At 62.6% G+C, this 14002-nt stretch carries 17 protein-coding genes; 3 read left to right on the forward strand and 14 right to left on the reverse strand.

Annotated features, from left to right (window positions below):
• Window positions 1-41 precede the first annotated feature (41 nt).
• The 5 genes from IGS60_RS23130 to IGS60_RS23150 are packed head-to-tail and all read right to left on the reverse strand — an operon-like array spanning window position 42 to window position 4082.
• Window positions 42-635 carry an SCO family protein gene (locus IGS60_RS23130; protein ID WP_230506331.1) on the reverse strand — a complete coding sequence of 198 codons (594 nt, stop codon included), beginning with the start codon at window positions 633-635 and terminating at the stop codon, window positions 42-44.
• Window positions 632-1531, reverse strand: a complete 900-nt coding sequence (gene cyoE, locus IGS60_RS23135) for a heme o synthase (protein ID WP_070222556.1) — start codon at window positions 1529-1531, stop codon at window positions 632-634. Before cyoE ends, IGS60_RS23130 begins: the two co-directional genes overlap by 4 nt.
• On the reverse strand, window positions 1532-2707 hold the full coding sequence (locus tag IGS60_RS23140) for a heme A synthase (RefSeq protein ID WP_230506407.1): 1176 nt from the start codon (window positions 2705-2707) through the stop codon (window positions 1532-1534).
• Between the two features lie 18 nt (window positions 2708-2725).
• The gene (locus tag IGS60_RS23145; protein WP_230506332.1) at window positions 2726-3355 is read right to left on the reverse strand and encodes a cytochrome C oxidase subunit I; all 630 of its coding nucleotides are present in this window, start codon (window positions 3353-3355) and stop codon (window positions 2726-2728) included.
• A complete protein-coding gene (locus tag IGS60_RS23150; protein ID WP_230506333.1) occupies window positions 3336-4082 on the reverse strand; it encodes an SURF1 family protein in 747 nt (248 codons plus the stop codon). Before IGS60_RS23150 ends, IGS60_RS23145 begins: the two co-directional genes overlap by 20 nt.
• 36 nt (window positions 4083-4118) lie before the next feature.
• On the opposite strand from IGS60_RS23150, the gene IGS60_RS23155 reads away from it, so the two are divergent.
• The gene (locus IGS60_RS23155) at window positions 4119-4319 is read left to right on the forward strand and encodes a twin transmembrane helix small protein (RefSeq protein WP_046683386.1); all 201 of its coding nucleotides are present in this window, start codon (window positions 4119-4121) and stop codon (window positions 4317-4319) included.
• 161 nt (window positions 4320-4480) lie between these two features.
• On the opposite strand, the gene IGS60_RS23160 is transcribed toward IGS60_RS23155, so the two are convergent.
• The 7 genes from IGS60_RS23160 to IGS60_RS23190 form a co-directional block, all read right to left on the reverse strand.
• Window positions 4481-5341 carry a cytochrome c oxidase subunit 3 gene (locus tag IGS60_RS23160; RefSeq protein WP_070222559.1) on the reverse strand — a complete coding sequence of 287 codons (861 nt, stop codon included), beginning with the start codon at window positions 5339-5341 and terminating at the stop codon, window positions 4481-4483.
• A 40-nt stretch (window positions 5342-5381) separates the two neighbouring features.
• Window positions 5382-5588, reverse strand: a complete 207-nt coding sequence (locus IGS60_RS23165) for a DUF2970 domain-containing protein (protein WP_034749002.1) — start codon at window positions 5586-5588, stop codon at window positions 5382-5384.
• Between the two features lie 9 nt (window positions 5589-5597).
• On the reverse strand, window positions 5598-6170 hold the full coding sequence (locus IGS60_RS23170) for a cytochrome c oxidase assembly protein (RefSeq protein WP_071650232.1): 573 nt from the start codon (window positions 6168-6170) through the stop codon (window positions 5598-5600).
• A gap of 1 nt (window position 6171) precedes the next feature.
• Window positions 6172-6288 (reverse strand): cytochrome oxidase small assembly protein, encoded by a 117-nt coding sequence (locus tag IGS60_RS23175; RefSeq protein WP_217494223.1) that lies wholly within the window; start codon window positions 6286-6288, stop codon window positions 6172-6174.
• Between the two features lie 51 nt (window positions 6289-6339).
• Entirely contained in the window at window positions 6340-7938 is a 1599-nt protein-coding gene (gene ctaD / locus IGS60_RS23180) for a cytochrome c oxidase subunit I (RefSeq protein WP_034749009.1), read from the reverse strand.
• Between the two features lie 13 nt (window positions 7939-7951).
• Complete coding sequence (gene coxB, locus IGS60_RS23185) at window positions 7952-9160, reverse strand: cytochrome c oxidase subunit II (protein ID WP_070222560.1); 1209 nt, start codon at window positions 9158-9160, stop codon at window positions 7952-7954.
• 465 nt (window positions 9161-9625) lie between these two features.
• A complete protein-coding gene (locus IGS60_RS23190) occupies window positions 9626-10549 on the reverse strand; it encodes a methyltransferase domain-containing protein (RefSeq protein ID WP_227742101.1) in 924 nt (307 codons plus the stop codon).
• 57 nt (window positions 10550-10606) lie between these two features.
• On the opposite strand from IGS60_RS23190, the gene IGS60_RS23195 reads away from it, so the two are divergent.
• Both IGS60_RS23195 and trmL read left to right on the forward strand, forming a co-directional pair.
• A complete protein-coding gene (locus IGS60_RS23195; RefSeq protein WP_230506334.1) occupies window positions 10607-11374 on the forward strand; it encodes a ComF family protein in 768 nt (255 codons plus the stop codon).
• Between the two features lie 39 nt (window positions 11375-11413).
• Window positions 11414-11884: a tRNA (uridine(34)/cytosine(34)/5-carboxymethylaminomethyluridine(34)-2'-O)-methyltransferase TrmL gene (trmL, locus tag IGS60_RS23200; RefSeq protein ID WP_070222564.1), complete on the forward strand. Its 471-nt coding sequence runs from the start codon at window positions 11414-11416 to the stop codon at window positions 11882-11884.
• Window positions 11885-11997: 113 nt separating this feature from the next.
• Here trmL and IGS60_RS23205 read toward each other — a convergent pair whose 3' ends face one another.
• Together IGS60_RS23205 and IGS60_RS23210 are read right to left on the reverse strand one after the other, a co-directional pair.
• A complete protein-coding gene (locus IGS60_RS23205; protein ID WP_070312379.1) occupies window positions 11998-12744 on the reverse strand; it encodes a hypothetical protein in 747 nt (248 codons plus the stop codon).
• A 16-nt stretch (window positions 12745-12760) separates the two neighbouring features.
• The gene (locus tag IGS60_RS23210; RefSeq protein ID WP_230506335.1) at window positions 12761-13978 is read right to left on the reverse strand and encodes a hypothetical protein; all 1218 of its coding nucleotides are present in this window, start codon (window positions 13976-13978) and stop codon (window positions 12761-12763) included.
• Window positions 13979-14002: the final 24 nt, after the last annotated feature.

The raw sequence follows: 14002 nt of genomic DNA on the forward strand, positions 1-14002 counted from the left end.
TACTGCATATCCTGAAGATGGCGCCCGGGGGCGCGACCGGATCAGGATAGCAGAAGTTTAAGATCGTGCGCGATGGCGGCAGGCTTTTCGCCGTGCCGCACGAACAGGCGGATCTTGCCTTCGCGGTCGAACACATAGGTGCCCGCCGTGTGGTCGACCGTGTAGCTGCTGTCCGTTTCGCCCTCGACCTTGGCGTAATACACCTTGAATTCCTTGGCCACCCTGGCCGTCGCGGCCGCATCTCCATACAGGCCCACGAAGCGCTTGTCGAAGGCGGGCACGTACTGCGCCAGCAATTGCTGCGTGTCGCGCTCGGGGTCGACGGTGACGAACAGCACCTGCACCTGATCCGCCTGCGGCCCCATTTCCTGCATCACCTGCGCCATGTCGGCCATGGTGGTGGGGCACACGTCCGGGCATTGCGTGTAGCCGAAGAACATCAGCACCAGCTTGCCCTTGTAGTCAGCCAAGGTGCGCGGATGGCCCGTGTGGTCCGTCAGCGCGAATTCGCGCGCGTAGCCCAGGCCCGTCACGTCCGTGTTCTTGAATGCCAGCTTCGGTGCGGCAGGCTTGCCGCAGCCGGCGAGGACGACGGCCAGCGCGGCCGCCAACAACAGAGTCAGGGTTTTTTTCATGTGCCGAGGGGAATGTAGTGATCGACCAGCAAGGCCGCGAACAGCAATGCCAGGTAGATGATGGAAAAAGTAAACGCTTTGCGCGCGATCAAGTCCGTGTAGTGGCGGTACATCTTCCACGCGTAATACAGGAAGCCGGCATTGAGCACCACGGCCGCAGCCAGGTAGATCAGGCCGCTCATGCGCACGGCGTACGGCAGCAAGGTGGTGGCAGCCAGCGCGATCGAGTACAGCCAGACGTGAAATTGCGTAAATTGCATGCCGTGCGTGACGGGCAGCATGGGCAAGCCCGAGCGCGCGTAATCGTCGCGGCGGTACATGGCCAGCGCCCAGAAGTGCGGCGGCGTCCACACGAAAATGATCAGGACCAGCAGCCACGCCTGCATGGGCACGTCGTTGGCGACGGCTGCCCAGCCCAGCGCGGGCGGCATGGCGCCGGACAGGCCGCCGATGACGATGTTTTGCGGCGTGGCCGGTTTGAGCACCATCGTGTAGATCAGCGCATAGCCGACAAACGTGACGAAGGTCAGCCACATGGTCAGCGGATTGACGAGGTGATACAAAATCGCCATGCCCAGGCCGCCGATCACGAGCGCGAACACCACCGTCTGTTTCACCGTGATGTCGCCCATGGCCATCGGGCGGCGCGCCGTGCGGGCCATGCGCGCATCGATTTCGCGCTCGGCCAGGCAATTGACGGCAAACGCGGCGCCGGCCAGCAGCCAGATGCCGATGGTGCCGAACACCACCGCGTGCCAGTCCGGCAACTCCTCGCTGGCCAGGAACATGCCGATGACGGCGCAAAATACGGCCAGCTGCGTCACGCGGGGCTTGGTCAGCGCCCAGTACTGGGCGATGCGGGGGGATGGTTTACGGCTGATGGTCTGAGTAGTCATTTATGCGGTACGGGAAGGACTGGCTGGTGCCGAGGGCACTGGCGCGGCGGCGCAAGCGCGCTGAACATTGCGCGCTACATCGAGTTGGAATTTAGCCTTGTAGTTTAACATGGTCAGCAACAACACGAGCAGCGCCGCCCCGCCGTTATGCAGCACGGCAATCGACAATGGCCAGCTCAGGTAAATCGTCGCCAGACCCGTGGCCGCCTGCAGGGCCAGCACCAGCGCCACCCAGCGGGCCGTGCCGCGCAAGGATGGCAATTTCCACGCCCGCCACACGGTATAGCCGATGCCGGCCAGCACGATGAAGGCGAAGTTGCGGTGCACCCAGTGGATGGCCGTCAGCGCGGAAAACGGCAAATAGTGGCCGGCGGCCGTCTTGCCCAGTTCGCGCCACAGGTGGAAACCATGCTCGAAATCCATCTCCGGAATGACCTTGCCGCCGCACAGGGGGAAATCCGTGCAGGCCAGCGTGGCGTAGTTGGTGCTCACCCAGCCGCCCAGCGCGATCTGCACCGTCAAGAGCACGAGCGACATGACGGCCAGCGCGCGCACGGGGCGCAGCACGGCAGCGTCCGCATCGGCGCGCAGCAGGGGTTTGACGGCATGATCCTGGCGCCCGCCCAGCCACGTCAGCATGGCCAGCAAGCCCATGCCCAGCAGCAAGTGGATGGTGACGATCACCGGTTGCAGCTTCAAGGTGACGGTCCAGGCGCCGAACGCGCCTTGCAGGCAGACGAACAGGAACAGCGCCGTCGGCAGCGCGGGGGCGAATTCCGCGCGTTTGCTTTTCTTCCACTGGCGCCACGCCTGCACCATCATCGCCACGATCAAGACGCCGATGGCCATGGCCAGGTAGCGGTGCGTCATTTCGATCCACGCTTTCACCACCGTCACGGGACCCGTCGGCATCAGGGTTTCCGCCGCGACGATGTGCTCGTGCGCCATGAAAGGATTGGCGGAGCCATAGCAGCCTGGCCAATCGGGGCAGCCCAGGCCGGAATCGGACAGGCGCGTAAAACCGCCAAACATGATCAGGTCGACCGTCAGGAAGACGGCGATCCACACGAGCTTGCGGTATTTATTGGCGTCCGCGGACACCCACACCATGCTCAAAGGCAGCAGCGCCACCAGCAGACCCGTCAAGCCCAGCTGGGCCAGCGCGGAGAGATGCATCGTCGGCATGCGTTCCCCTTAACCGATCGCCGAAGCTTTGAGCAGCTTGGCGATGTCTTTCTTGATCTTGTTCGGGTCCGCGTCTTTCGGGAAGCGCATCATCAGATTGCCCAGCGGATCGATCAAATATAAGTGGTCGCTGGTCTTGCCGCCCGGCTCCACGGGCAGCCACGCCTTTAAGGCGTCATTATTCACGCGCAGCATGCTGGTGCCGTCGAATTCGCGCATCACGAGCGTGTCGAGCGGCTGAGCGTCCGTCACCAGCCACACCCGCTCGAGGCGTTCACGTTCCTTGCCTTGCATCAAACGCAGTTGTTGCATGTCAAACAATTGCTTCTTGCACGCTTCCTGGCAATCGGACGGTCCCGTCTGCAGCAGCACCCACTTGCCCTTGAACTGGGCCAGCGGCGCGGGCTTGCCGTCCAGTTCCGTCACCTGCAGCTGGGCTTCCGGTATCGGGTGCAAGCGCGGGTCGATCAGGGCGCCATAGTTGTTGCGGCCCGTGGGCTTGATGATGTAATACGTGAAGTACGAAGCGATGATGGGAAACGCGCACACGGCCACGACGGCCAGCAGTTTCCACCGTCCCGTATTCTGTGCCTGCTTGTTGCTGTTGTCTTGCGTTGTGTCAGGGCTGTTTGTTTGCACGTCGAAATCCTGTAAAGACAAAAAATAAAAAAGCCATCAGTGCCAGTGCATACCACTGGAAAGCATAGCCGCGGTGCTTGTCGGCGCCCAGGTCGGGTGCCGGCCAGTCGCGCACGGGAAGCTGGCCGGATGCTGGCGGATCACCTGGGTCGACTGTTTGTTCGAGGATAAAGGGCTGCAAGGCCAGGCCGCTGGCCCGGGCCAGCTGGCCGATATCGGCATTTTGCACGATGGCGTGCGGCGCCAGGGCCGGCGCCGTGCCCAGTTCCATCACATGGCCCGCGTTCAGGCGCGCGATGCCGGTGATCGTCACCGTACCCGTGGGCGTGGCGTAGTCGGGAATGCGCGTGCGCTCCGCATTGTTGCGCGGCAACCAGCCCTGCGCCACCAGTACGTGCATGGGGGAACCGTCTATTTGAAATGGCGTGAGCACGTGGAAACCGGCCTGGCCCTTGTAGGGGCGGTTGTCCAGGTAGACCGTCCAGGCTGGCACGAAATGGCCCGTGACGGTAACGCGGCGGTATTCGATCGCTTGCGCATCGTCCGGCAGCAGCGGTGCGGCCGTCAAGGCCAGCGGCGCGGCCTGGTTGCCCGCCTCGAGCCGGGTGGCGCGGGCGACTTTTTCATCGGCACGGCGCTGCTGCCATTGCGCCAGGGACACGCCCAGCGCCACCAGTAGCAGCATTACAACAAATGGAATCCATCTAAAATGGAAGCGGATACGCATTACAATGAAACCTCCTCAAGCCTGGCGCTACCATCCATGAAAATCCTCGTTGCCATCGCCTTCATCCTGATCCTGGGCAGCCTGGGCTCGGCCCTGTTCTTCCTCATGCGCGACAAGGGCAAGAGCAACCGCACCGTGCAGGCGCTGGCCCTGCGCGTGGGCTTGTCGATCACCCTGTTTTTGCTGATCCTGCTGGCGCATCATCTGGGTTACATCCAGCCGACGGGCATACATTAACGGCTGGGGTCAGACCCGACGGGTCTGACCCCGTTGCCAACGACGTTGCTTGCTTAGCAAAATTCTTCACACTAAGAAAAAAGCCGTACCCAGGATCTCCCGGTACGGCTTTTTTTTATGGTGCCGGCGCGCCCCTCAACAACGCGCGCCCTGCCCCGCCATTATAACCAATACACGACCACGTACAGGCCCAGCCAGACGACGTCGACAAAGTGCCAGTACCAGGCGGCGCCTTCGAAGCCGAAGTGGTGCTCGGGCGTGAAGTGGCCTTTCAGCACGCGGTACAGGATGACGGACAGCATGATGGCGCCCAAGGTCACATGGAAGCCGTGGAAGCCCGTCAGCATGAAGAAGGTGGCGCCGTAGATGCCGGACGTCAATTTCAAGTTCAGTTCGCTGTAGGCGTGCATGTATTCGTAGACCTGGAAGCCCATGAAGATGGCGCCCAGCACGATGGTGGCGAACAGGAACAGGGCCGTCATGGCGCGGTGGCCGGCGCGCAGCGCGTGGTGGGAAATCGTCAGGGTGACACCCGACGTCAGCAGCAGGGCCGTATTGATGGTCGGAATCCAGAACGGCGTCATGGTGGTGAATTCCTGCACCGTGCCGGCCGGGCCCGTATTGCCCCAGTGGGCGGCGAAATCGGGCCAGATCACCTTGTGGTCGAGGTCGGCCAGCCATGGCATCGAGATGCTGCGCGCGTAGAACAGGGCGCCGAAGAAGGCGGCGAAGAACATGACTTCCGAAAAGATGAACCAGCTCATGCTCCAGCGGAACGAGTGATCGATGCGCTCGCTGTACAGGCCCTGCTCCGATTCGCTGATGGCGTCGCCGAACCAGAAATACAGCACCAGCAGGATGCCCGCGATGCCCAGGTAATTCACGTATGGTCCCCAGGAGACGTCGTTGACCCAGGCCGAGGCACCGATCATGGTCAGCAGCAGGCTGGCGCCGCCCAGCATGGGCCAGCGCGACGGGCCGGGCACGAAATAATAAGGTACGGCGGCGTGGTTGGAACTCATCATCATCTCCTCAAAAACTTATAGGGTGGTTTTTTATAATTTATAAAACGACGAATTTAACAATTGAAATCAGGATGCCGATCAGGCAAGCCACCACCAGGAAACCGGCGATGACGATGTGCACGGGATTGAGCTTGGCCGAATCCGTGTCGAAATCGCTCTTGCGGCGCAGTCCCGTGAACGACCAGACGACGGCCCGCAGCGAATACAGGAACGACGCTTTTTCAGGCTGCTTGGATTCGCCCATGACACTCTCCTATTGGACGGCCGGCGTTTGAGCCTGGCTCAGACCGGCAATCTCGAAAAACGTGTACGACAGGGTGATGGTCTTCACCTCTTTCGGCAGGGCCGGATCGAGGAAAAACACCACCGGCATCTGCCGCGCTTCGTGGGCCTTCAAGGTCTGCTGCTTGAAGCAGAAGCACTCGACCTTCTTGAAATGCGGCGTGGCGCTCTGCGGCGCGTAGCTGGGGATGGCTTGCGCGTTGACGACGCGGTTTTGCGTGTTGACCACTTCATACAGGACGGTCACCAGCTCGCCCGGATGCACCTGCATGCTCGAGACGGTCGGGCGGAAGCGCCATGGCCCTTGCGCATTGCCGTCGAACTCGACGGTGATGCTGCGCGTCGTATCGACCTGCGTATTGTTGTCGTAGGCCACCGTGCCATCTTTTTGCGTCAGCACGTTAATGCCCATCACTTCGCAAATCTGCTTGTAGACGGGAATCAGGGCATAGCCAAAGCCGAACATCAGCACGGCAATGACGAGCAGCTTGCCCAGCATCTTGCGGTTCAGGCCGCGCGTTTCCTGTTGGTGGGGCGTCGTCACGTCAGAGCCACATGCGCTTGACGAACACGGACAGGAAGAAGAAGGCCGCCAGGGCGGCCAAGATCAGCCCGGTACGCAGGTTGTTCGGTTTCTTGCGCTCAGTTTTCACTTCGGTCATGGCAGGCACTTTATTCAAGACGGGCCGCGCAACACGCCGGCCCGCGATACCTTATTTCACGGTCGGCGGCGTTTCAAACGTGTGGAACGGCGCCGGGCTCGGCACGGTCCATTCCAGGCCTTCCGCGCCTTCCCATGGTTTCGCCGGCGCAGCCTTGCCGCCGCGGATGGTCGGCAAGACGACGAAGAACAGGAAGTACACCTGCATCAGGCCGAAACCGAAGCCGCCGATCGAGGCGATCATATTAAAGTCCGTGAACTGCGCCGGATAGTCGGCGTAGCGGCGCGGCATGCCGGCCAGACCCAGGAAGTGCATCGGGAAGAAGGTCACGTTGAACGTGATCAGGGACAGCCAGAAGTGGATCTTGCCGCGCGTCTCGTTGTACATATGGCCCGTCCATTTCGGCGACCAGTAGTAGAAACCGGCGAACAGGGCGAACAGCGAACCGGCCACCAGCACGTAGTGGAAGTGCGCCACCACATAATAGGTATCCTGCAGCTGGATGTCGATCGGCGTGACGGCCAGGATCAGGCCCGTGAAGCCGCCCATGGTGAAGACGAAGATGAAGCCCACCGAGAACAGCATCGGCGTTTCGAACGTCATCGAGCCCTTCCACATGGTGGCGATCCAGTTGAACACTTTCACGCCCGTGGGCACGGCGATCAGCATGGTCGCGTACATGAAGAACAGCTGGCTCGTCACCGGCATGCCGGTGGTAAACATGTGGTGCGCCCAGACGATGAAGGACAGAATCGCGATGGAAGCGGTAGCGTAGACCATCGAGGCATAGCCGAACAGGGGCTTGCGGGCAAACGCGGGCAGAATCTGCGAGACGATGCCGAAAGCCGGCAGAATCATGATGTAGACCTCGGGATGGCCGAAGAACCAGAAGATGTGCTGGTACATGACGGGGTCGCCGCCGCCCGCCGCATTAAAGAACGAGGTGCCAAAATGGCGGTCCGTCAGGGTCATGGTGATGGCGCCGGCCAGCACGGGCATGACGGCGATCAACAGATACGCGGTAATGAGCCAGGTCCAGCAGAACATCGGCATTTTCATCAGGGTCATGCCGGGGGCACGCATGTTCAGGATGGTGACGATGATGTTGATCGAACCCATGATGGACGAGGCGCCCATCAGGTGCATGGCAAAAATCGCCATGTCCATGCCGGGGCCCATCTGCGTCGACAGCGGCGCATACAGGGTCCAGCCGGCAGCCGTGGCGCCGCCCGGTACGAGGAATGACGTGGCCAGCAGCAGCGCGGCCGGCGGCAGCAGCCAGAACGAGAAATTGTTCATGCGGGCAAACGCCATGTCGGACGCGCCCACTTGCAGCGGGATCATCCAGTTGGCGTAGCCGACGAAGGCCGGCATGATGGCGCCAAACACCATCACCAGGCCGTGCATGGTGGTCAGTTGATTAAAAAATTCAGGGTGAAAGAATTGCAAGCCCGGATGAAACAGTTCCGTACGGATCATCAGGGCCAGCACGCCGCCCGACAGCAGCATGATGAACGAAAACCACAGGTACAACGTACCGATATCCTTGTGGTTGGTGGCAAACAGCCAGCGGCGGTAGCCAGTCGGGTGGTCGTGGGCATGGTCGTGATCGTGACCGGCGTGGTCCAAGGTGCTCGTGCTCGTACTCATATGCGGCTCCTAATTACTTGCGTGCAGCCACGACTTCGGCTGGTTGAACGATGTTCTCTGCGGCCTTGTTCGACCAGGAATTGCGCGTGTAAGTGATCACTGCGGCAATTTCCGTGTCGGACAGCTGTTTCCATGCCGGCATTTCAGCGGGATACTTGCCGCTCTTTTGCCCGTTCAGCAAGACGTGGATCTGATCGGCTTTCGGGCCGTTCACCACGGCCGAGCCGTCCAGCGGCGCAAATGCCCCTGGTACGCCCTTGCCGGTCGCCTGGTGGCAGACCACGCAGTTGGCCGTATACACTTTCTCGCCCTTGACCTTCAATTCGTCGATGGTCCACACCTTGCTTGGATCATCAGCCAATGCGGCCATTTCCTTTTGTTTTACATCAACCCAGGCCTTGTAGTCGTCGGCGGAGACGACCTTGACGACGATGGGCATGAACGCGTGTTCCTTGCCGCACAGCTCGGCACAATTGCCGCGGAAGGTGCCGATATGGTCGGCCTTGAACCAGGTGTCGCGCACGAAGCCGGGAATCGCATCCTGCTTGACGCCAAAGGCGGGCACGGACCAGGCGTGGATGACGTCGTTGGCCGTCAGTACCACGCGGATCTTCTTGTTGACCGGCACGACGACTTCGTTGTCGACTTCGATCAGGTAATTTTCGCCCCGTTTTTCCGTCGGCGGCGCGCCTGGCGCACCCACTTGCGAGCGCGGCGTGGCCAGGTTGGAGAGGAAGGAAATGCCTTCGCCCTCGCCTTTCAGGTAGTCATAGCCCCATTTCCACTGCATGCCGGTGGCCTTGATGGTGATGTCGGCGTTCGAGGTGTCCTTCATGCCGACCACGGTGCGCGTGGCAGGCAGGGCCATACCGATGACGATCAGGAAAGGCACGACGGTCCAGGCGATCTCGACGGTGGTGCTTTCGTGGAAAGTGGCCGGCTTGTGGCCCAGGGACTTGCGGTGCTTGAAGATGGAATAGAACATGACGCCGAACACGGCCACGAAGATCACCAGGCAGATGATCATCATCAGGGTGTGCAAATCGTAGATTTCATGGGCGATCTGTGTCGCCGGCGGTTGCAGATTCATTTCGAACGGCACGGGACCGCCGGTGCCGGGATAGGTGCTGGCAGCCGGTGCCGCCGTGGCCCATCGCCCGATGCCAAACGCTGTCAAAGACAGCCCGAGCAGCAACGATTGAAGTCGCTTTGCATGTGTCATGTTTTCCCCAACCACCCAAAAATAATGATATTTTAAACGGCTGCGGATTTCTCCGTACTGGACCGCTGCCGCTCCTCCATGAAAGCAACACGGCCGGAATGCGGCCATGTGCGTCAAGCACCAGCGAATTCCATGCTGGCTGCCGCAGCAAAAAACGGCGGCGCGCAACCATGCTGGAACCCTGTTTTTCTTCCCCACATCGAAATGGCCTCGTGTGGAAGATGGTTACTATACTAATGCAGTAACTTCGAATAAGTCTCGCTTTGTTTTTTTTATTTTGTATGCAGCCCTTGTTTTTTTCAATTAGCAAGCTGACAAACAATCAACGATTATAATCAAGTAAACTTGAATCCATCAAGCAATAATCGGCTTTGTGCGCGCCCTTCTCACGGCCGCCGCGTGCTTTGCAACGCCAAGTTGCCACATCGCGCGCGAATGCGACCAAGTGTCGGTTTCTTTGCCCTTTTATTTGGGCTTGCGCGGCAGATCGAAGCGGATGATGGCCTCGCCATTGCGCGTCACGCGCGGCGCGGGACGGAAGGCATGGCCATAGATCACTTCGAAACTCAAGCCCAGCTTGCCGTCGGGACGGCGCGTCTTTTCCAGCGCGGCCAGCATGCGCTGCCAGGCCGCCTTGCCCATCAGGCCGCGCCGGCGCGTGGTGAGCGGGTTGCCGCCGAAGGCGCGCACGTCCGCCAGCAGTTTTTCCGCCGTATCGTAGGTGACGGTGATGATCTCCATGTCCAGCACGGGCGTGGAAAAGCCCGTCTCGACGAGCATGTCGCCAAAATCGTGCATGTCGACGAAGGGCAAGGCGTGCGGATATAAATCGGCCTCGGCAAACGCGTCGCGCACTTCGCGGAAGGTATCGGGGCCGAAGCAGGAAAACATCAGCAAGCCATCGAGGCGCAGCGCGCGCCGCCATTCGGCAAACACGCGGTCGGGCTGGGCATGCCAGTGCAGCGCCAGATTCGACCACACGAGGTCGATGCTGCCCTGCGCCAGCGGCAGGTCGCCCAGGTCGCCGCACAACAAATCCACGCCCGTTTTGGCCGGCAGCAACTTGCTGAGGAACTGGTTCAGGCTGGCCAGTTTCGACGCGGGCGCGCGCGCCGCCTGCATCATCGCTTGCGCTGCATCGAGACCGATAATCTGCGCGGCGGGATAATCCTTGTGCAACTGCGCCAGGTCCGCGCCGGGGCCGCAGCCGGCGTCAAGCACGCGATGCGGCGTGATTTTCACCAGCTCCAGGCGCTCGTGCATGCGTGCCGACACTTCGCGGCGCAGGAAGTCCGACGGCGCGACGCGCGCCGGACGGGAAAAGAAATCGCGTACTTGCACCGCATCGATGGGCGCACTCATTTTGGGCGGACTGGTGGGAACTGGCATGTTGAATCGGGTGAGGTGAGATAATGTCGGCAGTGTACATGGAACGACGCCATCGCGATGCGGACCGCCACCCGGCAACGCCTTGATGCCGCCTGGCAGGCGCTGCGACTGTGGCTGGGCGACACCGTGCTGCCGGCGCAATGCGCGCTGTGCGGCATCGGCTGCCCGCAAGTGCTGTGTTCGCCCTGCCGCGCGCAATACCTGGGGCAAGGACGCGGGCAACTGCGCCAGCGCTGCCGCCAGTGCGCCAATCCGCTCGCTGACATTGAGGTGGCTCAACTGTGCGGGCGCTGTTTGCGCCAGCGGCCCGCATATGACGCCACCGTCACGGCGTTTGACTATGCGGCGCCCGTCGACCAGTTGCTGCTGCAGCTGAAATTCGGCGCGCGACTGGCGCTGGCGCCCCTGTTCGCAGAACTGCTGCATGTTGCCATTCAGCAACAACAAGGGTGGGAAGCGCCACAATTGCTGTGCCCGGTGCCCTTGGGCCCGGCCCGGCTGGCCGAGCGGGGTTTTAACCAGGCGCTGGAAATCGCGCGCCCGCTGGCGCGCCTGCTGGGCGTACCGTTGCAGCCCCGCCTTGCGCTGCGCGTGCGCGAAACGCGGGCGCAAAGCGGCGTGGCGCCGCAGGAACGGCAAGCCAACCTGGCGCACGCGTTCGCCATCGCGCCGGACTACGCGCCGTTATTGCCAGGATGCCATGTCGGCATCGTCGACGACGTGATGAGCAGCGGCCATACCGTCAACGCCCTGGCCGCCGCCTGCAAGCGCGCGGGGGCGGCCAGGGTCAGCATCCTGGTGGTGGCGCGCACGCCGCCGCATTAAATTCGCTGCATATATTAGAGATAGACCAAGGAGAGCATTTTGTTTCACGTTGTTTTGGTAGAACCTGAAATCCCGCCCAATACGGGCAACGTCATCCGCCTGTGCGCGAACACGGGCGCGCAGCTGCATCTGGTCGAACCGCTGGGCTTTCCCCTCGACGATGCCAAGATGAAGCGCGCCGGCCTCGATTACCACGATTACGCGAAGATGAAGGTGCACAAGAATTGGGCAGCCTTCCTGGCCGATACCCAGCCCGACCCCGCCCGCATGTTCGCCATGACGACGCGCGGCTCGCGCCCGTTCGGCGACGTGGCCTTCCTGCCGGGCGACGTGTTCGTGTTCGGCTCGGAAACGAAAGGCCTCGATCCAGCCCTGCGCGACGGTTTCCCGGCGGAACAACGCATCCGCCTGCCCATGCGCCCCGACAACCGCAGTTTGAATCTGTCAAATACGGTGGCCGTCGTTGTCTACGAGGCCTGGCGCCAGCATGGATACGCCGGCGGCGCGTAGGTCGGATTAGGCCCAAGGGGCCGTAATCCGACAACATTGTTGGCGTTAGTGGTGTTGTCGGATTACGCGGGGCTTTACCCCGCTAATCCGACCTACGCATTTGCATACGGCGATCAGCGCAGCGCCAGCCGCGCCGCGCCGCTATTGTCGTCCAGCATCACCAGCTGCGTGCGCAAATCGCGCGTGGCGGCCAGCTTGCCATTCACGTACAGATTCGTCTTGACGCCGTACACGCCTTGCGACACGCCGGCCGGCAAGGTCAGCTCGAACGAGTTCTCGAAGCGCCCGCCCGATTTGTTGTTGCTGGCCAGAGCTTTCGAGCCTGACTTGAAGGGCTGGCCTTGCGGGTCGAGCACCACCAGTTCTTCGCGCACGTCGTTGACGCTTTGCGCGCTGCCGTTGACCAGCTCCACCACGGAGTTGACCTTGAACGGCTGGCCGCGCTTGACGGTCGACGCGCTCAGCTGCGGCGTGTACGACACCACTTGCGGCTCGCGCGGCAAGGCGCCGCGCGTACGGATGTAGTCGCGGTCCGCCTGCGCCGCCGTCTTGGTCTGGCGCGAATTGACATTGATGGCCAGGCAACCGGCCGCCGCCAGGCCGCCGCCGATGGCCGCGCCCTTCAGCGCGCCATTCTTGCCGCCCGCCAGCGCCCCCAGCAGCGCGCCCACGGCCGCACCGGCCGCCGCCGACGTGCCCACGCTGCACGGATCCTCATCCGTGGCCGCCTGGGCGCCGCCTTGCGGATAGGAACTGTCCTGGCGCACGCCGTTCGGGCTCATAGTCGCCGTGGCGCAGCCGGTCAGCATGGCCGCGATGGTCAGCGCAGCGACGGCGCGCAAGGTGGTGTGATTCAGCATGGTGACTCCCGGATGACTAATTGATCGTTGTTTCCGTCTGCAGCACTTGCCGTTCGCGCTCGCGGATGCGGCGCGACAGATTGTCGATGCGCGCATTGCCCGGATCGACGCGGCGCGCGCTTTCCAGATACGTCTTGGCCGCATCGAACTTACCTTCCAACAATGAACGCTCGGCATCGCGCAGGAACGATTGCGCCATCTCGTTACGCATGGCCGCGCCGCTATCGACGGGAGACGTTTCCAGCGGACGGCGTTCGGTCACCACTGGACGTTCGACCGCGCGCGCGGGCGCCGGTTCCTGCTGTGCCGGCATTGCTGCCGGCGCCGGTGACGGGGCAGAAACGGGCGCCGCCATCGACAGCGCCTGCACGTCGGCCTTCAGCTGCGGCAATTCCACCGCTTCGCGGTCGATCGCTTCCAGCCTGGCGATGCCATTGCGGGCCGCCGTCGCATCCTTGCCATCGAGCGCCTGGCGCACGCCGACCAGCACGGACGCGGCTGCCGCCTGCTGGCGCGCCAGCTGCTTGCGCAAGGAATCCACGCTGGCAGCGCCCGCGCAATCGATGTCGAGCCCGGCAATGCCCCTGGCGGCGCTTTGCAATTGATGGCCGTCAATATTGCGCTCGATGGCGCGCACGCCGCGCTGGCAACTGCCCGATGCGGCGCCGGCCTTGCCGATCGCCGCCTGCAGATCGTCGGCCTTGGCGCTCGACTTGCCCGTGCACACATTTTTCGCCGTCGCCAGCTTCTGGCGGGCGCCGTCCAGGCTGCCATTCGCCACCAGTTTCAAACCGCTGTCGATGGCGTCGTTGCAGGCCGATTCGCTCTTGCCGCCCGGCTTGCCATTCATGTAGACGATGACGGCCGCCAGCGCGACGGCGCCGCCCAGCCAGCGCAGCCACTTGCGCGGCGGCGGCGGGACTGCCGTTGCAGGCGCCGATGGCGGCACCGGCACCGGCACGGGCTTCGGCGCGGCTGGCGGCGGCACCGGCACCGGCGCCGGCTTGGGTGGCGCTTTCGGCGCAGGCGCCGGTGTCACCGGCAGAGGCGGCGGCTTGGGCGCCACAGCCGGTGATACTGGCACAGGCGCCGGCGCCGGCGCCGCCACCGGCACAGGCAGCGGCGGCGGCATAGCCGCGGCTGGCTTGGCTACGCCAGCCTGCGCCTGCCCGCAGTACGGACAATGGCTGACAACGGTCCACAGGCCCGTCTTGCATTTGTTGCAGATATCCAAAACTAATCCTTCATTCCAACGTCA

This window comes from Janthinobacterium sp. FW305-128, assembly GCF_020858135.1.
Classification (GTDB): Bacteria; Pseudomonadota; Gammaproteobacteria; order Burkholderiales; family Burkholderiaceae_D; genus Janthinobacterium.